This is a genomic window from Pseudomonas sp. BF-R-19 (assembly GCF_019956445.1).
Lineage (GTDB): Bacteria > Pseudomonadota > Gammaproteobacteria > Pseudomonadales > Pseudomonadaceae > Aquipseudomonas > Aquipseudomonas fluorescens_BH.
In genome coordinates, this window is the sequence record NZ_JAHBDN010000064.1 from 1 (window position 1) to 25,945 (window position 25,945).

Genomic DNA, 25,945 nt, shown 5'->3' on the forward strand with positions numbered 1-25,945 from the left:
CCCGAATTTCTTGACGACCATAGAGCGTTGGAACCACCTGATCCCATCCCGAACTCAGCAGTGAAACGATGCATCGCCGATGGTAGTGTGGGGTTTCCCCATGTGAGAGTAGGTCATCGTCAAGATTAAATTCCGAAACCCCTATCTGCGCATACAGATAGGGGTTTTGTTTGTCCTCGAAAAAAGCATCCTGAGACTGGTACGGAGGTTGACCGTCAACCACGTTAGAGTAGGTCCATGGTGACCATGGAATCAGCCATACGGTAGCCCATCGCTTTGTAACCCGCCTGGCGCTTATCCCACATCCTCAGCAGTGCGACATTACCCCCGTCAACGAAGTCGATCACTCGCACGTCGACCTTATCGGCATGCGATCGATGCAACCGTCCCGCATATTGCTGAAGGATTCCCTTCCATGAGATGGGCATTGCCAGCACCAGCGTGTCCAACGGCGGATGATCGAAGCCTTCACCTACTAGTTTTCCTGTTGCCAACAGCACTCGTGGAGCATCAGGGGGAAGGGACTCAAGCTCATGCATACGGGAAATGCGCTGTTTCTTAGGCACTCGCCCATGAAGCGTGAACAGGTTATGCACGCGCTGCTTCAATTCTAATTCAAGGGCATCCACATGTTCCGTCCGCTCCGTTAGCACTAGAATTTTTCTACCCTCGTTGTACGCCAGCTCAATCTCCGAGACGATTTTGGCTGTCCGCTCAGAGTCGTCGGCTAGACGCCGAAAAATGTCCTGAATCCCAAAGCCGTCGGGGACCGCTATTGGTTTGGGCAGCAATCGAGGCACGACAGATAGGTCATGGGGCGCACTCGCTGGTCGAGGCGCAGAATGTCGGATCGGTCCGCACTGCATGAAAATAATGGGCTGCTGCCCATCTCGGCGCACTGGGGTTGCTGTGAGTCCCAGTACGTACCGCGCGGTCGCGCTCCTCAGTAGTGCCTCGAATGACACTGCTGATAGGTGATGACACTCATCAACGATGATCTGGCCGTAGTTTTTTACCTGATCGCTGATCTCGCCTTTTCGCGATAACGACTGCATTACGGCAATGTCGATGATGCCTGTAAGCTTCGCTTTTCCGCCCCCAAGAGTACCAACGACACCATTCCCGACTCCCAAGAACGCCTGCAAGCGCTCTTGCCACTGCCTTAACAGCTCCGTCCGATGCACAAGCACCAACGTGTTAATGCCACGTGCGGCAATCAACGCAGCAGCACTCACCGTTTTACCGAAAGCTGTCGGTGCGCAGAGGATACCGGTGTCATGACTTAGCATTGCGCTGACAGCAGCCTCTTGGTCAGAACGCAGGGTCCCGAGAAAGCTCACGTCGATGGGGTCGCCCGCGAAGCGTTCGTCTTTAAGAATAGGGGTAACCCCGTTTTCCTCTAAAAGCTCCAGCGCAGCATCCAAACAGCCACGTGGTAACGCAATATGTTTGGGGAAGTTCTGGGCACAGCCGATAATCCTTGGCTTGTTCCATACTGACATGCGCATGGCCTGAGCTTTGTAGAACTCGGGATTTTGAAAGGCAGCGAGCCGGACAAGCTGGTTTGCCAATGGCTGTGGCAATTCCGACTTTTCAAAGTAAATTAAGTTAGCCAGCGTGATGTTGACAGCAGCAGGCAACGGGCATGTCAATTTACGTGATCTCGATTCACGATCTTTCCAGGGTTCTGCATCACCTTCGTCATCGACATAGGCGACCCCTAGAGGGTCCCGATTACCCATCGCCTGGATAATAACGGGCTGGATATCTTCTGGACTCATGCGCTGAATCGATGCCAGGAAGGCCCATTGATCAGGATGAGGCTCAAGCGAGTCGTCTACAAAAACGCTATTGTTTTGGGCCCTGGCGCGCTTTTGTAAAGGGAGCGCGATGAGATTTCCAAAGCCGCCTTTGGGCATATAGTCCTGGTTTGGAAACAGTCGATCATAGGAGCTGAGCGCCAACTGCCGGGTGCGCTCACAGGCATGACTGATGATTGCGGCACCGAGGCGGCGCGCATCGCAGGCAGGAACATTACGCTCAAAGAAAATCCAGCCATGAGCCCCTTGACCTGAGCGCGATATTTCCAGCGCCACCGGGACGTTCAGCTCATGGCATGACTGCACAAAAGCTTTGGAATCATCACGCCATTCGGCCTCATCGAAGTCGACCGCCAAAAAATAACAAGTGTCATCAGAGAGTAGGGGGTAGATACCAGCGACCACTTCGCCCGCCAGATGGCGATAGACCACCTCATCGGTCAGCGGAAGCAGCTGGCGGTTACCGCAGTCGCCACATTTAATTCGGGGCTTCTCACAAACGCCAGGCCTCCATTCGTTTGCGCAAGCGGGTGCGTATCCTGATTTGCCTGCCTTGCTTTCCCAGCGGATGGGATAAACGTCCGTCCTGCCACGAAACAAGCTTCGGAATAGGGCAAGCTTTCCTTCAGTATCGAGTTGCTGTGATTGCTCTGCTTGGACAATCGCTATTTTGACTGGCTCAGCAGGCGGGCGCCATTCGATGCCATGAGCATCCAGCAAGGCAACCAATCTTGCATTCTCAGCCCTTAGCTTCGCCACCAGACTAGTGTCTATCACCGCCTTCAGCCTCTACGTCTCAGGTGAAGCCTGTAGCCTCGAGCTACAACCCTCAGTCCATCAGTAAAACATAGAGGTTATCAAACAACAGAGGTTCGGTTCAGGAGCTCAAGGGGTCCGCCCTAGTCCCAATCAAATCGTTGGCGGGCTCAATCTGCCAGTGAGGGATACAGAGCGCGCAGTTGCTGGCATTCGGCTAGCGTGGAAAGTTCCAGGATTTTCCTAGGCGCAGAGTGATCAGGTTTGTAGTCAGCAGGTAGTAGTAGCGCGTCGATTTCGAGTTTGAGTTCATGTGGTCGTTCAAAAACCAAACGAGATGTTTTCTTTGCCATGTCCATGGATTATCTCGGTTCCAGCGTTCAGAAATGGCTGCTTGAATAGTCTTGGCCTGGCGGATGTGACGTTCGCGTGTGGCATGTGCTCCAGTCAGCACCCCAGCCAAGAAGATCTCCATATCGAATGGTTTATTCATACCCGACCACCGATATACGCCGATACCACGTCGATTCGACCATGTCCCAGCTCATAGCTGATTTGTAAGCGTGCCTCTCGATCAAGGCGTGGATCGAGGCGCCTGCACCTGCCTCCGTTAATGGGTGCTAGGTGATGGGTGATCTGCTCATAGCGTTCGCACGCATAAGCCGCACGCAGTTCGTGGAAGCCTTTGAGGTCGTGCGTATGGAGGATATCTCGGGCGGGGCGGACGATTTCCCGTTGGAAATCGAGGTAGCTCTCGTTCGGTGCCAGCAGGTTGCGGCTACCGTCGGGTGAGACCTGTTCGGCGTACCTGAGCGCTTCGCGAATATGGTCATCCACGGTGATCCAACGAGGCGCGGTTGCGCCGCCGCGGCCACCTTTGGTGCCGTCCTGGATGTTGATTTTGTCGTAGTGTTCGGCTTCACGTTTTAGGCGGGGAAGGTCGGCCAAAATGGCCTCGCGCAAGCGCATGCCAGTGGCTCGCGCCAACTGCACGATGGCCGCGGCGCGCGGCTGCTGGTGTTCGCAAAGCACGTCGACGATCCGTTTCACGTGTTCGCGATCTTGGCCTTGCGGCACTGAGCAACGAACGCTGGTGCGCTGCATTCCTAGTGCCTTGCTCGGGCTCGGTACTTTCACATTCAGATCACCGCGAAGCGCGGCCATGGTTCGGTTCACGCTGGACAATCGGTTTTGCGCGGTGGCGATGGCGAGCTCACCTTGTTCAACTTGCTGCCGCAGATATCTGGCGTATTCGAGCAAAGTCCGCCGAGCAATCTGCCGAGCATCGTTAAACCCTGGCCCATCCTCCGACCGACACCAGCGCACAAACGCCTGCCAGCGATCACTGTACGCTTTGACCGTCCCGTAATGCCCGCCGCCAAACAGATCACGTAGCGCCTGTGGCCCGGCATAACTCAGTTGCCGTCCATAGCCAAAGTTCCGCCCGTCCCGTCTACCGACCAATGCCATGATCAAACTCCTCTCGAAGCCAAACCTTAAAACCTTCCCCACGTCATCTCGCCATGAATGCTGAGTGTTATCAGGGATCAAGGCCCCTGCGACCTGTGAGGGTTGTCCACTAACGCGGGACTGGCGACTCCTTACGACCGGGAGCTTGGGCATCTCATGATCTGGCCTCCTGAACACTTCCGAGGAAGTGGGCGGGTGGAGGCTGCGCTGGCTGACGAGACCGGCGCCGCGAGATCCTGAGTCGGGTGAAGGCAGTGATTCGATGACCGGGGCATGCCTGACTGTCAGTCAGGTGCAGTCCATTCCCTGGGCTGCGGCACCTTCATCTGCATCGCTGTTGCTGGTGACTTCGGTGTTTGTCACGCCAATTGTCACGAAGGGGAATGCCGCAAAGCCCTGTACGAGTTGGGCTGCAGCAGCGGTTGGAGCGCCCGTCTCTTTCCGGGAGAAAGAGACGGGCGCAGGTTGGCGCACGGGAGTGGCCAAGCGGATTGGTTGCTGCAGGGCAGCTATGAAAGGGGATGAGTTGCCGCAGTGGGCACACTGGTAAAAGTAGGCATCCATCACATCGCTGTGACCGTGCGAGCCGCCGGACGCTAATCACACTTTGGGAGAACCACCACGGTGTGGCGTAGCCTTAAAGGTTCTGGCTACCTGGGTTGCTGTCAACGACAGCACTTGCACGATCTTTTCTACGCTCGCCGATAGACAGGGTCAAGGCTCGACTTTTCGAGAATTCTGCGGCTGCGAATGGCATAAGCCGTCTATGGAAATCCGTGGTTTCTAGAAGACGGTTACACTGATTTTTAGGTTTTTCAAGTGAGGCCCTTCCAAGCAGGGCGGCTTTGCCGCCCTGCTTGGAAGGGCCCGCGTGGAAGGCAACGCTGTGGAGATTTCACTGGCGTGTTAGCGCTGGAATGCGCCACGCTCATCTTCCAAGGCGCTGATGCCGCCATCGACCGCGTTGACCCCGAGAAGCTCCGAAGACTTGCGCGACAGAAACTGATTAACCCGCGTATCAAACTGATCCCGCAGGCTCGCCGTAATCCCAACCCTGAGCGCATCGAGATAATCGGCATACCACTGCATCATGATCCGCCGTTGTGTCAGGTACAGCGCTTGGTTGTACTCCCCAGCAATGCCACCCTCGACATGCGCCAGTTGGCTTTCAACATGATCCTTCAGCCACCCATGTTCGCGCAGCAGCGTGCTCGCGGTGTGGCGAACGCCATGGCTCACCATCCGCCCTTTGTAGCCAATCTTGGCAAACACCAGATTGATCGTGTTCTCGCTGATGACGGGCCGTTTCTCACCACTACCCGGAAACAGGTAGCGGCTGCGCCCAGTGCATTGGTGCAGCTTGATCAGCATCGCGATCAGTTGATGGGGCAGGGGGCTGACATAGTCCCGGCGCATCTTCATGCGTTCAGCTGGTATGGTCCACGTCCCTTCTTCAAAATCGATTTCATCCCACGTCGCATACCGAACCATGCCGGGTCGGCTCGCCGTCAGTATTGCCATCCACGAAGCAATCCTCGACGGCAACCGGCTGGTGGTCTTACTCAGCGCCTGAAGAAACTCCGGCAGCTCGCTTTCACGCAAATGCGGATAGTGCTCAGGGGGAGGCGGCACCAACGCGATGGCATGAAGTTCTGAAGCCGGATTGTGTTCGCACAACCCCCGTGCAATCGCCTGACTGAAAATCTGCTTGAGCCAGGTCCGAGCCTTGTCTGCCACATTGAACGCCCCACGCTTTTCGATGCTGGCCTGCAACTTCGCGCAGTCGGCGCGAGTGATGTGCTCCAGCTGCATCTCGCCGAGTGCCGGTAGCAGATCCTTGTCGAGGTAGTCGCGAATCTTCTTTAGCGTCGCATGGCTGCGGCCGGAGTCGGCCTTGAACTGATACCAGTACTCCGTTGCTCGCCTGAAGGTGTTGAGCCCAGCCTCCCGTTGCTGCTGCTTGTCATCCCGCCGCTTGGCGCCAGGGTTGATGTCGTCCTTGAGCAGCTTCCGGCATTCAGCAGCCCGTTCACGAGCCTCCTGCAAGGAGATGCTCGGATAGACACCAAGCGACACCCGCGCCGGCCGACCAAGGTACGTATAGCGGAAATGCCAGTACTTGCGCCCGTTCGGCTGAACCAAAAGGGCAAGACCCGAACTATCACCCAATGTGTATTGCTTGTCGGTAGGCTTGGACGCTTTGACTTGCAAGGCGGTGAGGGGCATGGCTGTACACCTCCGGTTCTCGAACTGGAATCTGTACAGAAAATGTACCAAAAAGAGGCTGGCTTGCAAGGGACGGGGATGGAACCCCAGAGACCAAAAAGCCCGCAGTTAGCGGGCTCTAGTGGTGTTGCGTAGACGCTGGTAGTCGTCTATGTACTGCAAATGGTGCCCCGAGGGAGACTCGAACTCCCACTCCTTTCGAAAACGGATTTTGAATCCGCCGCGTCTACCAATTCCGCCATCAGGGCTCAATGGCGGCGAAGTATAGAGATGAGATAACCGCTGGTCAATCAGGTACATGGAGAATTTTTGATATTTCCGCTAGACTTCCCGGCCCTGCTAGACGACACCCCATCATGCGCGTTGCTGACTTTACCTTCGAGCTCCCTGATTCGCTGATCGCCCGCCATCCGCTGGCCGAGCGGCGCAATAGTCGCCTGTTGACCCTGGATGGGGTCAGCGGCGCCCTGGCACACCGTCAATTCACTGATTTGCTGGAGCATTTGCGCCCCGGCGACTTGATGGTGTTCAACAATACCCGGGTGATTCCGGCGCGGCTGTTTGGCCAGAAGGCTTCCGGCGGCAAGCTGGAAATCCTGGTGGAGCGGGTGCTCGACAGTCATCGCGTGCTGGCCCATGTGCGGTCCAGCAAGTCGCCCAAGCCTGGGTCGAAGATCCTCATCGATGGCGGTGGCGAGGCCGAGATGCTGGCGCGGCACGATGCGTTGTTCGAGCTGGGGTTCGCCGAGGAGGTGTTGCCGCTGCTCGACCGCGTCGGGCACATGCCGCTGCCTCCTTATATAGACCGCCCGGATGAAGGCGCCGACCGCGAGCGTTACCAGACCGTCTACGCCGAGCGTTTGGGCGCGGTGGCGGCGCCGACGGCGGGGTTGCATTTCGATCAGGTGCTGATGGAGGCGATTGCCGCCAAGGGCGTCGAGACTGCGTTCGTGACCCTGCACGTTGGCGCTGGCACGTTCCAGCCGGTGCGCGTGGAGAAGCTTGAAGACCACCACATGCACAGCGAATGGCTGGAAGTCGGCCAGGACGTGGTCGATGCCGTGGCTGCCTGTCGCGCTCGCGGTGGTCGTGTGGTGGCGGTGGGGACCACCAGTGTGCGTTCCCTGGAAAGCGCCGCCCGCGATGGCGTGCTCAAGCCGTTCAGTGGCGACACCGACATTTTCATCTTCCCGGGCCGGCCGTTTCATGTGGTCGATGCCCTGGTCACCAACTTCCATTTGCCCGAATCCACGCTGTTGATGCTGGTTTCGGCGTTCGCCGGTTATCCCGAAACCATGGCCGCCTACAAGGCTGCCGTGGACAACGGTTACCGCTTTTTCAGCTACGGTGATGCGATGTTCATCACGCGTAATCCTGCGCCGACTGCCCCTAAAGAATCGGGCCCAGAGGAAACAGTATGAGTCGCACCTGTCGTATGTCTTTCGAGCTGCTGGCCACTGATGGCAAGGCTCGTCGCGGTCGTTTGACCTTCCCGCGCGGTACCGTCGAGACCCCGGCCTTCATGCCGGTGGGCACCTACGGCACGGTCAAGGGCATGCTGCCACGGGATATCGAGGCGACTGGCGCTGAAATCATTCTGGGCAACACCTTCCATCTGTGGCTGCGCCCGGGCACGGAAGTGATCAAGAAGCACGGTGACCTGCACGATTTCATGCAGTGGAAAGGCCCGATCCTGACCGACTCCGGCGGTTTCCAGGTGTTCAGCCTGGGCGCCATGCGCAAGATCAAGGAGGAGGGCGTGACCTTCGCTTCTCCGGTCGACGGCGCCAAGGTGTTCATGGGGCCGGAAGAGTCGATGCAGGTCCAGCGTGACCTGGGCTCCGACATCGTGATGATTTTTGACGAATGCACGCCGTACCCGGCCGACGAAGACGTCGCCCGTATTTCCATGGAATTGTCCCTGCGTTGGGCCAAGCGTTCGAAAGAAGCCCATGGCGAGAACACGGCGGCGCTGTTCGGTATCGTGCAGGGCGGCATGCACCAGGACCTGCGCATGCGCTCCCTGGAAGGCCTCGATCAGATCGGCTTCGACGGCCTGGCCATCGGCGGCCTGTCGGTGGGCGAGCCCAAGCACGAAATGATCAAGGTGCTGGATTACCTGCCGGGCATGATGCCAGCTGACAAACCTCGTTACCTTATGGGCGTTGGCAAACCGGAAGATCTGGTTGAGGGTGTGCGCCGCGGTGTGGACATGTTCGATTGCGTGATGCCAACCCGTAATGCCCGCAACGGGCATCTGTTCATCGATACCGGCGTGCTGAAGATCCGTAACGCGTTCCATCGCCATGATGATTCGCCGCTCGATCCGACCTGCGATTGCTATACCTGCCAGAACTTCTCCCGCGCTTATCTGCATCACCTGGACAAGTGCGGCGAAATGCTGGGAAGCATGCTCAATACCATCCATAACTTGCGTCATTATCAAGTGCTTATGGCTGGTTTGCGCGAGGCTATTCAACAGGGTACATTGGCCGCCTTTGTCGATGCCTTCTACGCCAAACGCGGGCTTCCCGTGCCGCCTTTGGACTGAGTTTACTGACCCCAAGATTCAACATTTGCAACTGGAGTGCTAAATGAGCTTTTTTATCTCTAATGCCATGGCTGACGCCGCTGCACCTGCTGCCGGCCCAATGGGCGGCGGTTTCGAGTGGATTTTCCTGGTCGGTTTCCTGGTCATCTTCTACCTGATGATCTGGCGTCCACAGGCCAAGCGCGCCAAAGAGCAGAAAAACCTGCTGAGCAGCCTGCAGAAAGGCGACGAAGTCGTGACCACCGGCGGCATCGCCGGCAAGATCACTAAAGTGGCCGACGATTTCGTCGTTCTGGAAGTTTCCGACACCGTCGAAATGAAGTTCCAGAAAGGCGCCATCGCCGCCACGCTGCCAAAAGGCACGCTTAAAGCGATCTAAGTTTCATCTTCATTTTCAATCGACGGGGCGCGCAAGGCGCCCCGCGTCATAAACGGGCGGCGTGATGCTGAACAAATATCCTCTGTGGAAATACATTCTGATCCTGGCGGTGCTGGCGATCGGTCTGATTTATTCCGCTCCCAATCTTTATCCTGATGACCCGGCCATTCAGGTCAGCGGTGCAAGCACTGCGCTGCAAGTCAATCAGGCTGATCTGGATCGTGTGAGCGCTGCGCTCAAGGAATCCGGGATCAACGTCAAGGCTGCCACCCTGGCAGAGGGCGGCAAGGGCGGTCTGATTCGCCTGACCAAGGCTGAAGACCAGCTGCCGGCCAAAGACGTCGTGCGCAAGGCATTGGGTGATGACTACGTCGTTGCACTGAACCTGGCGCAAACCACTCCGCAATGGCTGCGCAACCTCGCTGCGCACCCGATGAAGCTGGGTCTGGACTTGTCCGGTGGTGTGCACTTCCTGCTGGAAGTGGACATGGACAAAGCCCTCGACGCACGCCTGAAAGTCTACGAAGGCGACGTCAAGAGTCTGTTGCGTAAAGAGAAGCTGCGCTATCGCAGCCTGCCGCAACTCGATGGTGCCATTCAGCTGGGCTTCTCTGATGAAGCGACCCGCGAACAGGCCCGTTCGATCATCCGCAAGAACTTCAACGATTTCGACATTGTTCCGGCCGACCTCAATGGTCAACCGGTGCTGCGTCTGGCGATGACCCCGGCCAAGCTGGCGGAAATCCGCGAATACTCCATCAAGCAGAACTTGACCACGGTACGTAACCGCGTCAACGAGCTGGGTGTTGCCGAGCCAATCGTCCAGCGTCAGGGCGCCAACCGTATCGTGGTTGAGCTGCCGGGCGTGCAGGACACCGCCGAAGCCAAGCGTATCCTCGGCAAGACGGCCAACCTCGAGTTCCGTCTGGCCGCTGAGCCTGGTGCTTCGAAAGCCACTTCCGAATCCTTCGAGTTCCGTGAGGGCAACCGTCCTCCGGCACTGATCGAGCGCGGCCTGATCATCACCGGTGACCAGGTGACTGACGCCAAAGCCGGTTTCGGTGAGCAGGGCACTCCGGAAGTGAACATTCGTCTGGACGGTCACGGCGGCGAGCTGATGAACCGTGCGACCCGTTCGAACGTCGGTCGCAGCATGGCGGTGATCTTCATCGAGCAGCGTCCGGTTACCACTTACGTCAAGCAAGTGGTCAACGGCGTCGAGAAAGACGTGCCGGTGCAGACGTTCAAGGAAGAGAAAAAGATCATCAGCCTGGCGACCATTCAGTCGCCGCTGGGTGCGCAGTTCCGCATTACCGGCCTGAACGGCCAGGGCGAATCGTCCGAACTGGCGCTGCTGCTGCGTGCCGGTGGTCTGGCGGCGCCGATGTACTTCGCTGAAGAACGCACCATTGGCCCGAGCCTGGGTGCCGACAACATCACCAAGGGTATCGATGCATCGCTGTGGGGCATGCTGTTCGTCTCGCTGTTCATCATGGCCATCTACCGCTTCTTCGGCCTCATCGCCACCGTCGCGCTGACGGTGAACATGGTGATGCTGCTGGCCTTGATGTCACTGCTGGGTGCAACGCTGACCCTGCCGGGTATCGCCGGTATCGTGTTGACCATGGGTATGGCGGTCGACGCCAACGTGTTGATCTTCTCGCGGATCCGTGAAGAGATCGCCGCCGGCATGACCGTGCAGCGTGCAATCAACGAAGGCTTCGGCCGGGCATTCACCGCGATTCTCGACGCCAACCTGACCACCTTGCTGGTCGGCGGGATTCTCTTTGCCATGGGCACCGGCCCGGTCAAGGGTTTCGCAGTGACCATGTCCCTCGGGATCTTTACCTCGATGTTCACGGCCATCATGGTGACCCGCGCGATGGTCAACCTGATCTTCGGCGGTCGTGACTTCAAGAAGTTGTGGATTTAAGGGGCTGCCATGTTACGTACAATCAACTTCATGGGCGTTCGCAACTTCGCGTTCGGCGTCACATTGTTCCTTACCGCACTGGCAATATTCAGTGTCTTCCATAAGGGCATGAACTGGGGCCTGGACTTCACCGGCGGTACGCTCATCGAGCTGACCTACGAGCGTCCGGCCGACGTCTCCAAGGTGCGTGAGCAGCTGGTGAGCGCCGGTTATAACGATGCGGTCGTGCAGAACTTCGGTGCAACCACCGACCTGCTGGTGCGCATGCCTGGCGAAGACCCGCAACTGGGTCACCAGGTAGCCGAAGCCTTGCAGAAGGTCGGCGGCGATAACCCGGCGACGGTCAAGCGTGTCGAGTTCGTCGGCCCGCAGGTGGGTGAAGAGCTGCGCGACCAGGGCGGCCTCGGCATGCTGATGGCGCTGGGCGGGATCCTGATCTACCTGGCTTTCCGCTTTCAGTGGAAGTTTGCGGTCGGTGCGATCGTTTCCCTGATCCACGACGTGATCGTGACCATCGGTATCCTGTCGTTCTTCCAGATCACCTTCGACCTGACGGTGCTGGCGGCGGTACTGGCGATCATCGGTTACTCGCTCAACGACACCATCGTGGTATTCGACCGGGTTCGCGAGAACTTCCGTGTACTGCGCAAGGCCAGCCTGATCGAGAACATCAATATCTCGACCACGCAAACCCTGCTGCGGACCATGGCGACTTCGATCTCCACCTTGCTGGCGATCGCGGCCCTGTTGTTCTTCGGTGGCGACAACCTGTTCGGCTTCTCCATCGCCCTGTTCATCGGTGTTCTGGCGGGTACTTACTCGTCGATCTACATCGCGAACGTGGTGCTGATCTGGCTGAACCTGAGCACGGAAGACCTCATTCCTCCGGCCAATACCGAGAAGGAAGTCGACGACCGTCCTTGAAGGAAAAGTCCTTCAGTGATGTAGTCCAAAAAGGCGCGAGTTGAACTCGCGCCTTTTTTTGTGCTCCAAGGCAGGGAGAAGCGCGGACACGTTCCGCATGTGATGGTCCAGGAGGTTCATGTGAACAAGTCGATGCTGGTTGGTGCTGTACTGGGTGCTGTCGGTGTAACTGCCGGGGGTGCTGTGGCCACCTACAGCCTGGTTAAAAGCGGCCCGGAGTACGCACAAGTACTCGCCGTTGAGCCGGTCAAGACACAAATCAAGACTCCACGTGAAGTATGCAAGGATGTAGCGGTCACCCGGCAGGCGCCGGTGAAAGATCAACATCAGATCGCCGGTACGGTGGTCGGTGCATTGGCAGGTGGTTTGCTGGGTAACCAGATCGGTGGCGGCACCGGTAAGAAGATCGCCACGGTCGCAGGTGCTGTTGGTGGTGGTTACGCCGGCAACAAGGTGCAGGAAGGCATGCAAGAGCGTGACACCTACACCACGACCCAGACCCGCTGTAACACGGTTAACGACATCAGTGACAAGGTTGTAGGTTACGACGTGCGGTATTCGCTGGACGGCAAGGAAGGCAAAGTGCGCATGGATCGTGATCCAGGCAACCAGATTCCGGTGGATAAGGAAGGCAAGTTGATCTTGTCGGAGAATCAGGCAGCTCAGTGATTTGCTGAGGCCGGATTAAAAAAGAAGCACCCTGCGGGGTGCTTTTTTTGTGCTCGCGATTTATGCACCACCGCAATCCCCTGTAGGAGCGAGCCTGCTCGCGAAGAACCCAAAGGCACCGCGTTCATCCAGAATGCCCGCGTTATCGTTGACGACCATCGCGAGCGAGCTCGCTCCTACAGTGGGGTCGTGGTGTTATCGAGGATGAATTCCAGGCATAAAAAAAGCACCCCGAAGGGTGCTTTCTCTGTCGCTGGAAGCTTAGCGCTTCAGCGAGGCCGGCAGGTGCGGCTGGATCGCCGTCAATACTGCCTTGAAGCACTTGGTGTTGCCGGCAACGACGTGGCCTTTTTCAAGGAAGTCGTGACCGCCGGTGAAGTCGCTCACCAAACCGCCGGCTTCCTGGATCAGCAGGGCGCCCGCAGCCATGTCCCACTCGGACAGGCCCGACTCCCAGAAGGCGTCGAAACGGCCGGCGGCCACGTAGGCCAGGTCCAGGCTGGCGGAGCCGGCGCGGCGGATGCCGGCGGTCTGGCCAACCAGGGCGCGGAACATGCCCAGGTAGTTGTCGAGGTTGTCCATCTGGTCGTCACGGAACGGGAAGCCGGTACCCAGCAGGGCGCCGTCCAGGCTGGTGCGGCCGCTGACGCGCAGGCGACGACCGTTCAGTTGAGCGCCGCGACCACGGCTGGCGGTGAATTCTTCCTGGCGAACCGGGTCCAGGACAACAGCGTGTTCCAGGCGACCGCGGTATTTGCAGGCGATGCTGACAGCGAAATGAGGAATGCCGCGCAGGAAGTTGGTGGTGCCGTCCAGTGGATCGATGATCCACAGGTACTCTTCGCCTTCGATGCCGGTGCCGGCGTGCATGCCGGTCTCTTCACCCAGGATCGAGTGGTTCGGGTAGGCCTTGCGCAGGGCGTCGATGATTTTCTGTTCGGCGGCGCGATCCACCTCGGATACGTAATCCTTGGCGTCTTTTTCGTCGACCTTGATGGTATCCAGGCGCTCGATGGAGCGGAAGATCAATTCACTGGCGCTGCGGGCGGCGCGCAGCGCGATATTCAGCATGGGCTGCATGGATGTGTCACCTAAGGTTGTTAAAGAAAGCCGGGCATTCTATCAGAAAGTTTCTACAGGAGAAGGACGACGTTCGCTTTCATGGCTTAACGGTAGGATGAGCTGTAAGATTCTGCTCCCGATTATTGTGTTCGAGAGCGCCTCCCTTGCTGCAAAACATTCGTGTCGTCCTGGTCAATACCAGCCATCCGGGCAATATCGGCGGGGCTGCGCGTGCCATGAAGAACATGGGGCTGTCGCGGCTGGTGCTGGTCGAGCCTCGTGTGTTCCCGCATCACGAGGCCGATGCCCGTGCCTCCGGTGCCGGTGACATCCTTGAAAACGCGCAAGTCGTCGCCACCTTGGAAGATGCCCTGGTCGGCTGCAACCTGGTGCTCGGTACCAGCGCCCGCGACCGACGCATTCCCTGGCCGCTGCTCGATCCCCGCGAATGCGGAACGAAGGTGGTCGAGGAAGCCGGGCAGGGTGCGGAAATCGCCCTGGTGTTCGGTCGTGAAGATTCCGGCCTGACCAACGAAGAGCTGCAGCGATGTCATTATCACGTGCACATCCCATCAGACCCTGAGTTCAGTTCGCTGAACCTTGGGGCGGCGGTGCAGGTGTTGGGTTATGAAGTGCGCATGTCCTGGCTGGCGGCCCACGGTCAGCCGAGCAAGGTCGAGAAGGAAGAAGTGGCTTCGGTCAAAAGCGCTGAGCTTGCGACCATGGACGAGCTGGAGCGATTCTATGAGCACCTGGAGCAGACCCTGGTGGCCATCGAATTCCTCGATCCGGAAAAGCCACGGCACTTGATGGCGCGCCTGCGCCGGTTGTACGGACGCAGCTCGGTCAGCCGGGCGGAAATGAATATTTTGCGTGGCATCCTCACGGAAACCCAAAAAGCGGCCCGTGGTGAGCTCCTTAAGCGGAAGGATTAATGATGTTCGAGCGTTTGCGTGAAGATATCCAGAGCGTATTCCACCGAGACCCGGCGGCGCGTAACGCTTTTGAAGTCCTGACCTGCTACCCCGGCATGCATGCCATCTGGATTCACCGTTTGTCGGCGATGCTGTGGCGCGCGGACCTGAAATGGCTGGCGCGGTTGGTGTCGAACTTCGGTCGCTGGTTGACCGGGATCGAGATCCATCCGGGTGCCAAGGTCGGTCGACGTTTCTTTATTGACCATGGCATGGGCATCGTCATCGGTGAAACCGCCGAGATCGGCGATGACGTGACAATTTATCAGGGCGTGACCCTGGGCGGCACCAGCTGGAACAAGGGCAAGCGTCACCCGACCTTGGGTGATGGCGTCGTGGTCGGGGCGGGCGCGAAGGTGCTTGGTCCGTTCACTGTCGGTGCCGGGGCCAAAGTGGGTTCCAATGCTGTCGTGACCAAGGAAGTGCCGCCGGGTGCCACTGTTGTGGGTATTCCGGGGCGGATCATCGTCAAGCCCGACGAAGAACAGGACGCCAAGCGCAAGGCCATGGCCGAGAAAATCGGCTTCGATGCCTACGGCGTGACTGAAGACATGCCCGACCCGGTGGCGCGCGCCATTGGTCAGTTGCTCGATCACCTGCAGGCAGTCGATGGGCGTCTGGAGGGGATGTGCGGGGCGTTGAAGGATCTGGGCAGCAATTACTGTGCGAAAGATCTGCCTGAGCTGCGTGAAGAAGACTTTGCCTGTGTGAAGGACAAGGATCAGAGTCAGGCCAGCTAGACCGAGTCGCTCCCTTCGCGAGCAAGTCGAATCGTCGCGCCGCCACTCCCACATTTGAAATGCATTCCCCTGTGGGAGCGGGCTTGCTCGCGAAGAACGCTAACTCGGTATTGCTGGCTGTCCACAGCCAGGCTTTGCTATGATGCTGCCGCTCTTTTGCGGGTAATCCTGACTAAAGTACTAGGTCTAATAGTTGACTTAAATACTCGGGAATTGCATACTCGCCTCATTCCGAACTCCGTGGTAATTGTCCATGCGACTGACTACAAAAGGCCGATACGCCGTGACCGCCATGCTCGATCTGGCATTGCACGCGCAGCACGGGCCCGTGTCCCTGGCCGATATCTCCGAGCGCCAAGGCATCTCCCTGTCGTACCTCGAACAGCTTTTCGCCAAATTGCGCCGCAGCAATCTGGTGTCCAGCGTGCGCGGTCCGGGCGGTGGCTACCAATTGTCCCGCGACATGCAGGGCATCCAGGTCGCCCAGGTGATCGATGCGGTGAACGAATCGGTCGATGCAACCAAATGCCAAGGGCAGGGTGATTGCCATTCCGGCGACACTTGCCTGACTCACCACTTGTGGTGCGATCTGAGCTTGCAGATTCACGAATTTCTGAGCGGTATCAGCTTGGCTGATCTTGTGACTCGCCGTGAGGTGCAAGAAGTAGCCCAGCGCCAAGACCAACGCCGTTGCAACAGCAAGGCGCCACGCCTGGACAAGATTGAAGCGTCCGCCGTCGAATGACAGCCGAAGAGCTAGCGGCACGCCAGCCAGCCTGATTTAGGAGATAGTCCATGAAATTGCCGATTTACCTTGATTACTCTGCGACCACCCCGGTTGATCCGCGTGTTGCGCAAAAAATGAGTGAATGCCTGCTGGTCGACGGAAACTTCGGTAACCCGGCGTCCCGTTCCCACGTGTTCGGCTGGAAAGCCGAAGAGTCCGTCGAAAACGCCCGTCGTCAGGTCGCTGACCTGGTCAACGCCGACCCGCGTGAAATCGTCTGGACCTCCGGTGCCACCGAATCCGACAACCTGGCAATCAAGGGTGCGGCGCATTTCTATGCCACCAAAGGCAAGCACCTGATCACCACCAAGATCGAGCACAAGGCTGTCCTGGACACCATGCGCCAACTGGAGCGTGAAGGTTTCGAAGTGACCTACATCGAGCCTCGTACCGATGGCCTGGTGACCCCTGAGATGATCGAAGCCGAACTGCGCGACGACACCATCCTGGTTTCGGTCATGCACGTGAACAACGAAATCGGCACCATCAACGACATCGCAGCGATCGGCGAACTGCTCCGTTCCAAGGGCATCCTGTTCCACGTCGACGCCGCTCAGTCCACCGGCAAGGTCGAGATCGACCTTTCGAAGCTGAAAGTCGACATGATGTCGTTCTCCGCCCACAAGACCTACGGTCCTAAAGGCATCGGCGCCCTGTACGTAAGCCGCAAGCCGCGCGTACGTATCGAGGCGACCATGCACGGTGGCGGCCACGAACGCGGCATGCGTTCCGGTACCCTGGCGACCCACCAGATCGTCGGCATGGGTGAAGCTTTCCGCGTAGCCAAGGAAGACATGGCTGCCGAAAACGCGCGCATCAAGGCATTGAGCAACCGTTTCTACAAGCAGGTCGAACACCTGGAAGAGCTGTACGTCAACGGCAGCATGACCGCCCGCGTTCCGCACAACCTGAACCTGAGCTTCAACTACGTTGAAGGCGAGTCGCTGATCATGGCGCTCAAGGATCTGGCGGTTTCGTCCGGTTCGGCCTGCACCTCGGCGTCCCTTGAGCCTTCGTACGTACTGCGCGCCCTGGGCCGCAACGACGAACTGGCACACAGCTCGATCCGCTTCACCTTCGGCCGTTTCACCACCGAAGAAGAAATCGACTACGCCGCGCAGAAAGTCTGCGAGGCCGTTACCAAGCTGCGCGCTCTGTCGCCGCTGTGGGACATGTACAAAGACGGCGTCGATATCTCGAAAATCGAGTGGGCGGCACACTAAACAAAGAAGCCGCCGGATACAGGTCCTGTAGCAGCGCGGCGGTAAACGCAGCGTAACTACAGGGTCTCAAGAGCGGCCCTGATGAGTGAGGATTGAGAATCATGGCTTACAGCGAAAAGGTCATCGACCACTACGAAAACCCGCGCAACGTCGGCAAGATGGACGCGGAAGACCCTGATGTCGGCACCGGCATGGTCGGCGCTCCGGCGTGCGGCGACGTGATGCGCCTGCAGATCAAGGTCAACGACGCCGGCATCATCGAAGATGCCAAGTTCAAGACCTACGGCTGCGGTTCGGCTATCGCTTCCAGCTCCCTCGCCACCGAGTGGATGAAGGGCAAGACCCTGGACGAAGCGGAAACCATCAAGAACACCCAGCTGGCTGAAGAACTGGCCCTGCCGCCAGTGAAAATCCACTGCTCGGTACTCGCTGAAGACGCCATCAAGGCGGCTGTTCGCGATTACAAGCAGAAGAAAGGCTTGATCTGATTTTCGAGTTTTGGCGACGAGTAAGGAGTCACCGATGGCTATCAGCATGACAGAAGCGGCTGCTCGACACGTGCGGCGCTCCCTCGACGGGCGCGGCAAAGGTGAAGGGATTCGTCTGGGTGTTCGCACCACAGGCTGTTCCGGCCTTGCCTACGTGCTGGAGTTTGTCGACGAGGTGGTTGCAGAGGACCAGGTGTTCGAAAGTCACGGCGAAAAAGTGATCATCGACCCGAAGAGTCTGGCCTACCTGGACGGCACCGAGCTCGATTTCGTCAAGGAAGGGTTGAACGAAGGCTTCAAGTTCAACAACCCCAACGTACGCGGTGAATGTGGCTGCGGCGAAAGCTTCAACATCTGAGGCTTGTCGTGGGTACTCCTTGTCATTTCGCTTTATTTGAGCTGCAACCGAGTTTCGATCTGGACCTCGATCAGCTGGCTACGCGCTACCGTGAGTTGGCGCGCAGTGTTCATCCGGACCGCTTTGCCGACGCTTCCGAGCGAGAGCAGCGGCTGGCGCTAGAGCAATCCGCGAGCCTCAACGAGGCCTACCAGACGCTCAAGAACCCACCCAAGCGCGCGCGTTACCTGCTCGCCTTGAATGGTGGCGAGCTGCCGCTGGAGGTCACGGTGCATGATCCGGAGTTTCTGCTGCAGCAGATGGAGTTGCGCGAAGAGCTCGAAGACCTGCAGGACAGCGCCGATCTCAATGGCGTTGCCGTCTTCAAGCGTCGCCTGAAGGCTGCCCAGGATGAACTGAACCAAAGCTTCGCAGCTTGCTGGAACGATGCCGCGCAACGTGAACGGGCCGAACGCCTGATGCGGCGCATGCAGTTCCTCGACAAGCTCACCTACGAAGTGCGCCAGTTAGAAGAGCGCCTCGACGATTAACCCAGTGCCGCTCCGGTCGCACGCCTGATATACAGATAAGTCCTGATAACGATGGCCCTACTGCAGATCGCCGAACCCGGCCAAAGTCCTCAACCGCACCAGCGTCGTCTGGCTGTGGGGATCGACTTGGGCACTACCAATTCGCTGGTCGCTGCATTGCGCAGTGGTCTTTCCGAGCCACTTGCCGACGCAGAAGGGCGGGTCATCCTGCCGTCTGCCGTGCGCTACCACGCCGATCGCGTCGAGGTTGGCGAATCCGCCAAGCTGGCCGCCGCCACCGACCCGTTGAACACCGTGCTGTCGGTCAAGCGCTTGATGGGTCGTGGTCTGTCCGACGTCAAGCAATTGGGCGAGCAACTGCCGTACCGCTTTGTCGATGGCGAGTCGCACATGCCGTTCATCGACACGATCCAGGGCCCTAAAAGCCCGGTCGAAGTCTCTGCCGACATCCTCAAGGTTCTGCGCCAGCGCGCCGAAGCGACCCTGGGTGGTGAATTGGTGGGCGCGGTGATCACCGTTCCGGCCTATTTCGACGACGCTCAGCGTCAAGCCACCAAGGACGCGGCCAAGCTGGCTGGTCTGAACGTGCTGCGCTTGCTCAACGAGCCGACCGCCGCCGCTGTGGCTTACGGTCTGGACCAGCACGCCGAAGGCCTGGTCGCGATCTACGACCTGGGCGGCGGCACCTTCGATATTTCGATTCTGCGCCTGACCGGCGGTGTCTTCGAAGTTTTGGCCACCGGCGGCGACAGCGCCCTGGGTGGTGATGACTTCGACCACGCGATCGCTGGCTGGATCATCGAGAGCGCTGGCCTGTCCGCCAACCTCGATCCGGGTGCGCAACGCAACTTGCTGCAAATCGCCTGTGCGGCCAAGGAAGCCCTGACCAATGCTGCGGCTGTTGAAGTCGTCCATGGTGACTGGAAAGCCGAGCTGACCCGCGAAGCCTTCAATGTGCTGATCGAGCCGATGGTCGCTCGCAGCCTGAAAGCCTGCCGCCGCGCAGTGCGTGATTCCGCTATCGAACTGGAAGACGTGCATGCCGTGGTCATGGTTGGTGGTTCGACTCGTGTGCCTCGCGTTCGTGACGCCGTCGCCGAAGCCTTCGCTCGCCAGCCGTTGACTGAAATCGACCCGGATCAAGTGGTAGCCATCGGTGCTGCGATCCAGGCCGATACCCTGGCTGGTAACAAGCGAGACGGTGGCGAACTGTTGCTGCTGGACGTGATTCCGCTGTCCCTGGGGCTGGAAACCATGGGCGGCCTGATGGAGAAGGTGATTCCGCGCAACACCACCATCCCCGTCGCCCGCGCCCAGGACTTCACTACTTATAAAGACGGCCAGTCGGCCATGGCCATCCACGTATTGCAGGGCGAGCGCGAGCTGATCAGCGACTGCCGCTCCCTGGCGCGCTTCGAATTGCGCGGCATTCCGGCGATGGTGGCTGGCGCGGCGAAGATCCGCGTGACCTTCCAGGTCGATGCCGACGGTCTGCTCAGCGTTTCCGCCCGTGAACTGGGTTCGGGCGTTGAGGCCAGCATCCAGGTCAAGCCGTCCTACGGCCTGACCGACGGCGAAATCGCCAGGATGCTCAAGGACTCGTTTCAGCACGCCAATGACGACAAGGTTGCTCGTGTACTGCGCGAGCAGCAGGTCGACGCCCAGCGCCTGATCGAAGCGGTGCAGGCTGCCCTGGAGGCGGATGGCGAGCGCTTGCTCGACGCAGATGAGCGCATGGCCATCGACATGCAGGTGCAGGAACTGACCGAACTGATGAAAGGTACCGATGGTTACGCCATCGAGCAGCAGACCAAGCGTCTGTCGCAAGTGACCGACGCCTTTGCTGCCCGCCGCCTGGACTCGACGGTGAAAGCCGCGCTGGCGGGGCGCAACCTGAATGAGATTGAGGAATAACGATGCCGCAGGTCATTTTTCTGCCACACGAGAAGTTCTGCCCCGAAGGCATGGTTGTAGAGGCTGAGACCGGTACGTCCATCCTCGAGCTGGCCCATGAGCACCATATCGAGATGGAAAGTGCCTGTGGCGGCGTCTGCGCCTGCACCACCTGCCACTGCATCATCCGCGAGGGTTTCGACTCGCTGGAAGAGGCTGACGAGCTGGAAGAGGACTATCTTGACAAGGCATGGGGGCTGGAAGCTCAGTCGCGCCTGGGTTGTCAGGCCAAGGTCGGTACCGAAGACCTGACCGTCGAAATTCCGAAGTACTCGCTCAACCACGCAGCCGAAGCAGCGCACTGATTCAAGGAATTGTCATGAAACTCAAGTGGACTGATGTGCTGGAGATCGCGATCCAGCTGGCTGAAAGCAAGCCCGACGTGGACCCTATGTCGGTCAACTTCGTCGATCTGCGTAAATGGGTGATGGAACTGCCCGATTTCGACGACATGCCTGAGCATTGTGGCGAAAAGATCCTGGAGGCCATTCAGGCCAACTGGATCGAAGAACGCCACTGAGCCACGCCGCAGGTTAGGCAATACCCGAGAACCCGCGTATAATTCGCGGGTTTAATTTTTCGTAAATTACCGTTTCTGGAGTTACACCATGGCTGTTCAACGTACTTTCTCCATCATCAAGCCTGACGCTGTTGCAAAAAACGTTATCGGCGAGATCACCACTCGTTTCGAAAAAGCTGGCCTGCGCGTTGTAGCTTCGAAGCTGAAGCAACTGTCCAAAGCCGAAGCTGAAGGCTTCTACGCTGAGCACAGCGCTCGTGGTTTCTTCAACGACCTGGTTGCTTTCATGATCTCCGGTCCGGTTGTCGTTCAGGTTCTGGAAGGCGAAAACGCTATCGCTCTGAACCGTGAGCTGATGGGCGCTACCAACCCTAAAGAAGCTGCTGCCGGCACCATCCGTGCTGACTTCGCTGACTCCATCGACGCCAACGCTGTACACGGTTCGGACTCCGAAGCCGCTGCCGCTCGCGAAATCTCGTACTTCTTCGCAGCTACTGAAGTAACCACTCGCTAAGCATTGGCTTAAGAGTGAAGGTGAATCCATGACTACATCGACTGTAAAAATTAACCTGCTGGGTCTGACTCAGCTGGAAATGGAAAAATTCTTCGACTCAATCGGGGAGAAGCGTTTCCGTGCCGGTCAGGTAATGAAATGGATTCACCACTTTGGTGTCGATGATTTCGATGCCATGACGAACGTCAGCAAGGCCTTGCGCGAAAAGCTCAAGGTTGTTGCTGAGGTCCGTGGTCCGGAAGTGGTCAGCGAGGACATCTCCAGCGACGGCACCCGCAAGTGGGTGGTGCGCGTGGCGTCCGGCAGCTGCGTCGAGACCGTGTACATTCCCCAGGGCAAGCGCGGCACCTTGTGCGTTTCGTCCCAGGCAGGCTGTGCCCTGGATTGCAGTTTCTGCTCCACCGGCAAGCAAGGCTTCAATAGCAACCTCACCGCCGCCGAAGTCATCGGCCAGGTGTGGATTGCCAACAAATCCTTTGGCAGCGTCCCGGCAACCGTCGACCGTGCCATCACCAACGTGGTGATGATGGGTATGGGTGAGCCGCTGCTGAACTTCGACAACGTCGTCGCGGCCATGCATTTGATGATGGACGACCTGGGCTACGGCATTTCCAAGCGCCGTGTGACCCTGTCGACCTCCGGCGTGGTGCCGATGATCGATGAGCTGTCCAAGCACATCGACGTCTCCCTGGCGTTGTCCCTGCACGCACCAAATGACGCATTGCGTAACCAATTGGTGCCGATCAACAAGAAGTATCCGCTTAAGATGCTGCTCGAGTCGTGCCAGCGCTACATGTCGAATCTCGGCGAAAAGCGCGTGCTGACCATTGAGTACACCTTGCTCAAAGACATCAATGACAAGGTCGAGCACGCGGTGGAAATGATCGAGCTGCTGAAGAACATCCCGTGCAAGATCAACCTGATTCCGTTCAACCCGTTCCCGCATTCCGGTTACGAGCGTCCGAGCAATAATGCGATTCGTCGTTTTCAGGATCAGCTTCACCATGCAGGTTTCAATGTCACCGTCCGCACCACCCGTGGTGAAGACATCGACGCCGCATGTGGTCAATTGGTAGGGCAGGTGCTGGATCGCACCCGTCGCAGCGAGCGTTATATCGCCGTGCGTGAACTCAACGCCGACAGCGATGTAGCGCAAGACGCCGCGAAATAACCAAGAGAGGAACTCTATGTCCCTGCGCTTTGCGCTGCTTTTGCTGTTGGCCAGCCTGTGTGCTGGCTGCGTGCTTTCGGGCGATTACAACCCGATGAAGACCAGCAAGGGCCGCGATGAAGCGCGTCAGGCATATGTGCAACTCGGTATCGGGTATTTGCAACAAGGCATGACCGAGCGCGCCAAGGTTCCGCTGAAGAAAGCGTTGGATCTGGATGGCTCAGACCCGGATGCCAATGCGGCGTTGGGGCTGGTGTTCCAGGCCGAGATGGAACCGGAACTTGCCGACGAGCATTTTCGCAAGGCGCTGGCTTCTCGTCCCGCCGATGCACGAATCCTCAATAACTACGGCAGTTTTCTGTTCGAGCAGAAACGTTACAAGGAAGCCTACGAGCGCTTTGAACAAGCCGCTGCCGATACCCTGTATCCTGAGCGTTCGCGGGTGTTCGAGAACCTGGGCATGACCGCTGCAATGCTCGGTCAGCGCGATCTGGCCCTGCAGCAACTGGAAAAAGCCCTGCGCCTGAACCGCCAACAACCTCGTGCATTGCTGGAAATGGCTGAGTTGTCTTACGAAGACAGGCATTATGTGCCCGCGCGTGACTATTACGACCGTTTTAGCCAGCTCTCCGAACAAAATGCACGTAGTCTGTTGCTCGGCATTCGGCTGGCAAAAGTGTTCGAAGACCGCGACAAGGCGGCAAGTGCCGGCCTGCAACTAAAAAGACTCTATCCCGGTACGCCGGAATATCAGCAATACCTGTCGGAGCAATGATGAAAGCGGCGCATCCCGAAGTTGTAGCAGCGAATCGCGTAAACCCCGGTGAGATTTTGCGCCAGGCCCGCGAAAGCAATGGCTGGTCGCTGGCCGAAGTGGCCCTCAAGCTCAACCTCACCACCACTTCCCTGAGCAATCTGGAAGCAGGCGCCTTTGACAAGCTGCCCGGGCATACTTTTGCCCGTGGTTACATTCGTGCCTATGCCAAATTGCTCGGCATGGACCAGGCCGTTCTGGTCCAGCAATTCGATCAATCCACCGGTACCGATTCCCAGGGCAGCAGTGTTCACAGCCTGGGTCGTATCGAAGAACCGGTCCGGGTCTCCCACACCATTTTGCGAATCGTCAGCCTGCTGTTGCTGGTCGCGGTGATTGGCGGCGGTTTTGTCTGGTGGCAGGATCAGACCTCGATGCGCACCAAGGACCTGATCGGTCTGGCACCAGAGCACGTTGAAGTCGAAGGCGCCGACGGTACGACACAGATTCACCCGCTGGACGAGCCGGAAGACCAGGCCGTCGTGGAAGGTCAGACCGAAGGCGGAACCGCCCTCGCGCTGCCACAGGCCGACGCTCCGGCTGAAGCACCAGAGCAGGCTCAAGCGACTGCACCCGTCGCCCCGGCAGCACCGACCACACCAGCCGTACCCGCGCACACCACGCCGGCAACTCCGGTTCCGGCAGCTCCTGTGGTGACTGCACCGGTGGCCCCTGTCGCTCCGGCTCCTGCTCCAGCGGTAGCCGCGCCAATGGCCGGTCAAGGCCAGGTCAAGGTGCAGTTCACCGCCGATTGCTGGACACAAGTGACCGACGGTAGCGGCAAAGTGCTGTTCAGCGGTCTCAAACGCAAAGGCGACAGCCTGGCAGTCAATGGCAAACCACCGTTTACCGTGCGTCTGGGCTTTGCCCGCGGCGCTCAGGTCAGCTACAACGGCCAGCCGGTTGATGTCGCTCCGTTCACCAGTGGCGAGACTGCTCGCCTGAAATTGGGTCAATAAGTCATGCACGGCGAATCTCCAATCAAACGTCGCGAATCCCGCAAGATCTGGGTCGGTAACGTGCCTGTTGGCGGCGATGCGCCTATCGCTGTGCAGAGCATGACCAACAGCGACACCAACGATGTCGCGGCCACTGTCGCGCAAATCAATCGCCTGGAAGCGGCCGGCGTCGATATCGTGCGGGTCTCCGTACCGGACATGGACGCTGCTGAAGCCTTCGGCAAGATCAAGCAGCTGGTCAAAGTACCCTTGGTTGCCGATATCCACTTCGACTACCGGATCGCTTTGCGCGTAGCCGAACTGGGTGTCGATTGCCTGCGGATCAACCCGGGCAATATCGGTCGCGAAGACCGCGTGCGTGCGGTGGTGGATGCCGCCCGTGACCGCGGTATCCCGATCCGTATCGGCGTCAACGCCGGTTCCCTGGAAAAAGACCTGCAAAAGAAATACGGCGAGCCGACCCCGGCTGCGCTGGTCGAGTCTGCCTTGCGCCACGTCGAGCACCTTGAACGCCTGAACTTCCAGGACTTCAAGGTCAGCGTGAAAGCCTCCGATGTGTTCATGGCCGTCGAAGCCTACCGCTTGCTGGCCAAGGAAATCGTCCAGCCGCTGCACCTGGGGATCACTGAAGCCGGTGGATTGCGTTCCGGCACGGTGAAATCTGCCGTGGGCCTCGGTATGCTGCTCGCCGAAGGGATTGGCGATACTATCCGCATCTCGTTGGCGGCCGACCCGGTCGAGGAAGTGAAAGTCGGCTACGACATTCTCAAATCCCTGCACCTGCGTTCCCGTGGCATCAACTTCATCGCCTGCCCGAGTTGCTCGCGGCAGAACTTCGATGTGGTCAAGACCATGAACGAGCTGGAAGGGCGCCTCGAGGATTTGCTGGTGCCGCTGGATGTCGCGGTTATCGGTTGCGTGGTCAACGGCCCGGGCGAAGCCAAGGAAGCCCATATCGGCTTGACCGGTGGCACGCCGAACCTGATTTACATCGACGGCAAGCCGTCGCAGAAGCTGACGAATGACAATCTGGTGGATGAGCTTGAACGCTTGATCCGCCAGAAAGCGGCCGAAAAGGTCGAAGCTGACGCTGCCGTTATCGCGCGCGGCTGAACCTGACTGAA

General features: G+C 58.6%; 26 protein-coding genes, 1 tRNA gene and 1 rRNA gene. 22 read left to right on the forward strand and 6 right to left on the reverse strand.

What is annotated here, in order from left to right; genetic code table 11:
- Positions 1 to 9 precede the first annotated feature (9 nt).
- A 5S ribosomal RNA gene (rrf, locus tag KGB28_RS18600) occupies positions 10 to 125 on the forward strand.
- A 99-nt stretch (positions 126 to 224) separates the two neighbouring features.
- Here the strand turns inward: rrf and KGB28_RS18605 are convergent.
- The 5 genes from KGB28_RS18605 to KGB28_RS18625 form a co-directional block, all read right to left on the reverse strand.
- Entirely contained in the window at positions 225 to 2,597 is a 2,373-nt protein-coding gene (locus KGB28_RS18605) for a TOTE conflict system archaeo-eukaryotic primase domain-containing protein (protein WP_223446962.1), read from the reverse strand.
- Between the two features lie 196 nt (positions 2,598 to 2,793).
- Positions 2,794 to 3,069, reverse strand: coding sequence for a hypothetical protein (locus KGB28_RS18610; RefSeq protein WP_169909505.1), 276 nt, complete (start codon positions 3,067 to 3,069; stop codon positions 2,794 to 2,796).
- Complete coding sequence (locus KGB28_RS18615) at positions 3,066 to 4,046, reverse strand: integrase domain-containing protein (protein ID WP_223446964.1); 981 nt, start codon at positions 4,044 to 4,046, stop codon at positions 3,066 to 3,068. Before KGB28_RS18615 ends, KGB28_RS18610 begins: the two co-directional genes overlap by 4 nt.
- A gap of 906 nt (positions 4,047 to 4,952) precedes the next feature.
- Positions 4,953 to 6,272, reverse strand: coding sequence for a tyrosine-type recombinase/integrase (locus tag KGB28_RS18620; RefSeq protein ID WP_057398557.1), 1,320 nt, complete (start codon positions 6,270 to 6,272; stop codon positions 4,953 to 4,955).
- A 163-nt stretch (positions 6,273 to 6,435) separates the two neighbouring features.
- Positions 6,436 to 6,520, reverse strand: a tRNA-Leu gene (locus KGB28_RS18625).
- Positions 6,521 to 6,628: 108 nt separating this feature from the next.
- On the opposite strand from KGB28_RS18625, the gene queA reads away from it, so the two are divergent.
- The 6 genes from queA to KGB28_RS18655 all read left to right on the forward strand — a co-directional run bounded on the left by queA (position 6,629) and on the right by KGB28_RS18655 (position 12,728).
- Positions 6,629 to 7,693, forward strand: a complete 1,065-nt coding sequence (gene queA, locus KGB28_RS18630) for a tRNA preQ1(34) S-adenosylmethionine ribosyltransferase-isomerase QueA (protein WP_095151936.1) — start codon at positions 6,629 to 6,631, stop codon at positions 7,691 to 7,693.
- Positions 7,694 to 7,707: 14 nt separating this feature from the next.
- Entirely contained in the window at positions 7,708 to 8,823 is a 1,116-nt protein-coding gene (tgt, locus tag KGB28_RS18635) for a tRNA guanosine(34) transglycosylase Tgt (protein WP_160387208.1), read from the forward strand.
- A gap of 43 nt (positions 8,824 to 8,866) precedes the next feature.
- Complete coding sequence (gene yajC, locus KGB28_RS18640) at positions 8,867 to 9,202, forward strand: preprotein translocase subunit YajC (RefSeq protein ID WP_007982729.1); 336 nt, start codon at positions 8,867 to 8,869, stop codon at positions 9,200 to 9,202.
- Between the two features lie 64 nt (positions 9,203 to 9,266).
- Positions 9,267 to 11,135 (forward strand): protein translocase subunit SecD, encoded by a 1,869-nt coding sequence (gene secD / locus KGB28_RS18645; protein WP_150728287.1) that lies wholly within the window; start codon positions 9,267 to 9,269, stop codon positions 11,133 to 11,135.
- A gap of 9 nt (positions 11,136 to 11,144) precedes the next feature.
- A complete protein-coding gene (gene secF, locus KGB28_RS18650) occupies positions 11,145 to 12,059 on the forward strand; it encodes a protein translocase subunit SecF (RefSeq protein WP_150728288.1) in 915 nt (304 codons plus the stop codon).
- A 120-nt stretch (positions 12,060 to 12,179) separates the two neighbouring features.
- On the forward strand, positions 12,180 to 12,728 hold the full coding sequence (locus tag KGB28_RS18655) for a glycine zipper 2TM domain-containing protein (protein WP_150728289.1): 549 nt from the start codon (positions 12,180 to 12,182) through the stop codon (positions 12,726 to 12,728).
- A 261-nt stretch (positions 12,729 to 12,989) separates the two neighbouring features.
- Here the strand turns inward: KGB28_RS18655 and suhB are convergent, their stop codons facing one another.
- Positions 12,990 to 13,808, reverse strand: coding sequence for an inositol-phosphate phosphatase (gene suhB / locus KGB28_RS18660; protein ID WP_008053258.1), 819 nt, complete (start codon positions 13,806 to 13,808; stop codon positions 12,990 to 12,992).
- Positions 13,809 to 13,954: 146 nt separating this feature from the next.
- Here suhB and trmJ point away from each other — a divergent pair, with 146 nt between their 5' ends.
- The 15 genes from trmJ to ispG all read left to right on the forward strand — a co-directional run bounded on the left by trmJ (position 13,955) and on the right by ispG (position 25,934).
- The gene (gene trmJ, locus KGB28_RS18665; protein ID WP_223446966.1) at positions 13,955 to 14,725 is read left to right on the forward strand and encodes a tRNA (cytosine(32)/uridine(32)-2'-O)-methyltransferase TrmJ; all 771 of its coding nucleotides are present in this window, start codon (positions 13,955 to 13,957) and stop codon (positions 14,723 to 14,725) included.
- A 2-nt stretch (positions 14,726 to 14,727) separates the two neighbouring features.
- Entirely contained in the window at positions 14,728 to 15,504 is a 777-nt protein-coding gene (cysE, locus tag KGB28_RS18670; protein WP_095945783.1) for a serine O-acetyltransferase, read from the forward strand.
- 253 nt (positions 15,505 to 15,757) lie between these two features.
- Complete coding sequence (gene iscR / locus KGB28_RS18675; RefSeq protein ID WP_003227911.1) at positions 15,758 to 16,249, forward strand: Fe-S cluster assembly transcriptional regulator IscR; 492 nt, start codon at positions 15,758 to 15,760, stop codon at positions 16,247 to 16,249.
- Positions 16,250 to 16,299: 50 nt separating this feature from the next.
- A complete protein-coding gene (locus KGB28_RS18680; protein WP_150754510.1) occupies positions 16,300 to 17,514 on the forward strand; it encodes an IscS subfamily cysteine desulfurase in 1,215 nt (404 codons plus the stop codon).
- Positions 17,515 to 17,615: 101 nt separating this feature from the next.
- Complete coding sequence (gene iscU / locus KGB28_RS18685) at positions 17,616 to 18,002, forward strand: Fe-S cluster assembly scaffold IscU (protein WP_007974006.1); 387 nt, start codon at positions 17,616 to 17,618, stop codon at positions 18,000 to 18,002.
- Between the two features lie 34 nt (positions 18,003 to 18,036).
- Positions 18,037 to 18,360, forward strand: a complete 324-nt coding sequence (gene iscA / locus KGB28_RS18690; protein ID WP_003227904.1) for an iron-sulfur cluster assembly protein IscA — start codon at positions 18,037 to 18,039, stop codon at positions 18,358 to 18,360.
- A gap of 8 nt (positions 18,361 to 18,368) precedes the next feature.
- A complete protein-coding gene (hscB, locus tag KGB28_RS18695; RefSeq protein ID WP_223446968.1) occupies positions 18,369 to 18,890 on the forward strand; it encodes a co-chaperone HscB in 522 nt (173 codons plus the stop codon).
- 51 nt (positions 18,891 to 18,941) lie between these two features.
- Positions 18,942 to 20,804 (forward strand): Fe-S protein assembly chaperone HscA, encoded by a 1,863-nt coding sequence (gene hscA / locus KGB28_RS18700; RefSeq protein WP_223446970.1) that lies wholly within the window; start codon positions 18,942 to 18,944, stop codon positions 20,802 to 20,804.
- Positions 20,805 to 20,806: 2 nt separating this feature from the next.
- Positions 20,807 to 21,148 carry an ISC system 2Fe-2S type ferredoxin gene (gene fdx, locus KGB28_RS18705; protein ID WP_007982752.1) on the forward strand — a complete coding sequence of 114 codons (342 nt, stop codon included), beginning with the start codon at positions 20,807 to 20,809 and terminating at the stop codon, positions 21,146 to 21,148.
- Positions 21,149 to 21,162: 14 nt separating this feature from the next.
- Positions 21,163 to 21,363 carry a Fe-S cluster assembly protein IscX gene (iscX, locus tag KGB28_RS18710; protein ID WP_150726786.1) on the forward strand — a complete coding sequence of 67 codons (201 nt, stop codon included), beginning with the start codon at positions 21,163 to 21,165 and terminating at the stop codon, positions 21,361 to 21,363.
- Between the two features lie 88 nt (positions 21,364 to 21,451).
- Entirely contained in the window at positions 21,452 to 21,877 is a 426-nt protein-coding gene (gene ndk, locus KGB28_RS18715) for a nucleoside-diphosphate kinase (RefSeq protein ID WP_007903599.1), read from the forward strand.
- 28 nt (positions 21,878 to 21,905) lie between these two features.
- On the forward strand, positions 21,906 to 23,048 hold the full coding sequence (gene rlmN / locus KGB28_RS18720; RefSeq protein ID WP_223446973.1) for a 23S rRNA (adenine(2503)-C(2))-methyltransferase RlmN: 1,143 nt from the start codon (positions 21,906 to 21,908) through the stop codon (positions 23,046 to 23,048).
- A 16-nt stretch (positions 23,049 to 23,064) separates the two neighbouring features.
- On the forward strand, positions 23,065 to 23,823 hold the full coding sequence (gene pilW / locus KGB28_RS18725; RefSeq protein ID WP_223446975.1) for a type IV pilus biogenesis/stability protein PilW: 759 nt from the start codon (positions 23,065 to 23,067) through the stop codon (positions 23,821 to 23,823).
- The gene (locus tag KGB28_RS18730) at positions 23,823 to 24,821 is read left to right on the forward strand and encodes a helix-turn-helix domain-containing protein (protein WP_223446977.1); all 999 of its coding nucleotides are present in this window, start codon (positions 23,823 to 23,825) and stop codon (positions 24,819 to 24,821) included. Before pilW ends, KGB28_RS18730 begins: the two co-directional genes overlap by 1 nt.
- Positions 24,822 to 24,824: 3 nt before the next feature.
- Positions 24,825 to 25,934: a flavodoxin-dependent (E)-4-hydroxy-3-methylbut-2-enyl-diphosphate synthase gene (gene ispG / locus KGB28_RS18735; protein WP_003185136.1), complete on the forward strand. Its 1,110-nt coding sequence runs from the start codon at positions 24,825 to 24,827 to the stop codon at positions 25,932 to 25,934.
- Positions 25,935 to 25,945 lie beyond the last annotated feature (11 nt).

Excerpts from the sequence above, each read along its gene's own strand:
- pilW (WP_223446975.1), top strand. The coding sequence starts at position 23,065 with ATGTCCCTGCGCTTTGCGCTGCTTTTGCTGTTGGCCAGCCTGTGTGCT.
- KGB28_RS18615 (WP_223446964.1), bottom strand. The coding sequence starts at position 4,046 with ATGGCATTGGTCGGTAGACGGGACGGGCGGAACTTTGGCTATGGACGG.
- tgt (WP_160387208.1), top strand. The coding sequence starts at position 7,708 with ATGTCTTTCGAGCTGCTGGCCACTGATGGCAAGGCTCGTCGCGGTCGT.
- secF (WP_150728288.1), top strand. The coding sequence starts at position 11,145 with ATGTTACGTACAATCAACTTCATGGGCGTTCGCAACTTCGCGTTCGGC.
- secD (WP_150728287.1), top strand. The coding sequence starts at position 9,267 with ATGCTGAACAAATATCCTCTGTGGAAATACATTCTGATCCTGGCGGTG.
- hscA (WP_223446970.1), top strand. The coding sequence starts at position 18,942 with ATGGCCCTACTGCAGATCGCCGAACCCGGCCAAAGTCCTCAACCGCAC.
- KGB28_RS18680 (WP_150754510.1), top strand. The coding sequence starts at position 16,300 with ATGAAATTGCCGATTTACCTTGATTACTCTGCGACCACCCCGGTTGAT.
- iscU (WP_007974006.1), top strand. The coding sequence starts at position 17,616 with ATGGCTTACAGCGAAAAGGTCATCGACCACTACGAAAACCCGCGCAAC.
- cysE (WP_095945783.1), top strand. The coding sequence starts at position 14,728 with ATGTTCGAGCGTTTGCGTGAAGATATCCAGAGCGTATTCCACCGAGAC.
- queA (WP_095151936.1), top strand. The coding sequence starts at position 6,629 with ATGCGCGTTGCTGACTTTACCTTCGAGCTCCCTGATTCGCTGATCGCC.
- KGB28_RS18610 (WP_169909505.1), bottom strand. The coding sequence starts at position 3,069 with ATGAATAAACCATTCGATATGGAGATCTTCTTGGCTGGGGTGCTGACT.
- suhB (WP_008053258.1), bottom strand. The coding sequence starts at position 13,808 with ATGCAGCCCATGCTGAATATCGCGCTGCGCGCCGCCCGCAGCGCCAGT.
- fdx (WP_007982752.1), top strand. The coding sequence starts at position 20,807 with ATGCCGCAGGTCATTTTTCTGCCACACGAGAAGTTCTGCCCCGAAGGC.
- yajC (WP_007982729.1), top strand. The coding sequence starts at position 8,867 with ATGAGCTTTTTTATCTCTAATGCCATGGCTGACGCCGCTGCACCTGCT.
- rlmN (WP_223446973.1), top strand. The coding sequence starts at position 21,906 with ATGACTACATCGACTGTAAAAATTAACCTGCTGGGTCTGACTCAGCTG.
- iscR (WP_003227911.1), top strand. The coding sequence starts at position 15,758 with ATGCGACTGACTACAAAAGGCCGATACGCCGTGACCGCCATGCTCGAT.
- KGB28_RS18620 (WP_057398557.1), bottom strand. The coding sequence starts at position 6,272 with ATGCCCCTCACCGCCTTGCAAGTCAAAGCGTCCAAGCCTACCGACAAG.
- ndk (WP_007903599.1), top strand. The coding sequence starts at position 21,452 with ATGGCTGTTCAACGTACTTTCTCCATCATCAAGCCTGACGCTGTTGCA.
- iscX (WP_150726786.1), top strand. The coding sequence starts at position 21,163 with ATGAAACTCAAGTGGACTGATGTGCTGGAGATCGCGATCCAGCTGGCT.
- KGB28_RS18730 (WP_223446977.1), top strand. The coding sequence starts at position 23,823 with ATGAAAGCGGCGCATCCCGAAGTTGTAGCAGCGAATCGCGTAAACCCC.
- ispG (WP_003185136.1), top strand. The coding sequence starts at position 24,825 with ATGCACGGCGAATCTCCAATCAAACGTCGCGAATCCCGCAAGATCTGG.
- iscA (WP_003227904.1), top strand. The coding sequence starts at position 18,037 with ATGGCTATCAGCATGACAGAAGCGGCTGCTCGACACGTGCGGCGCTCC.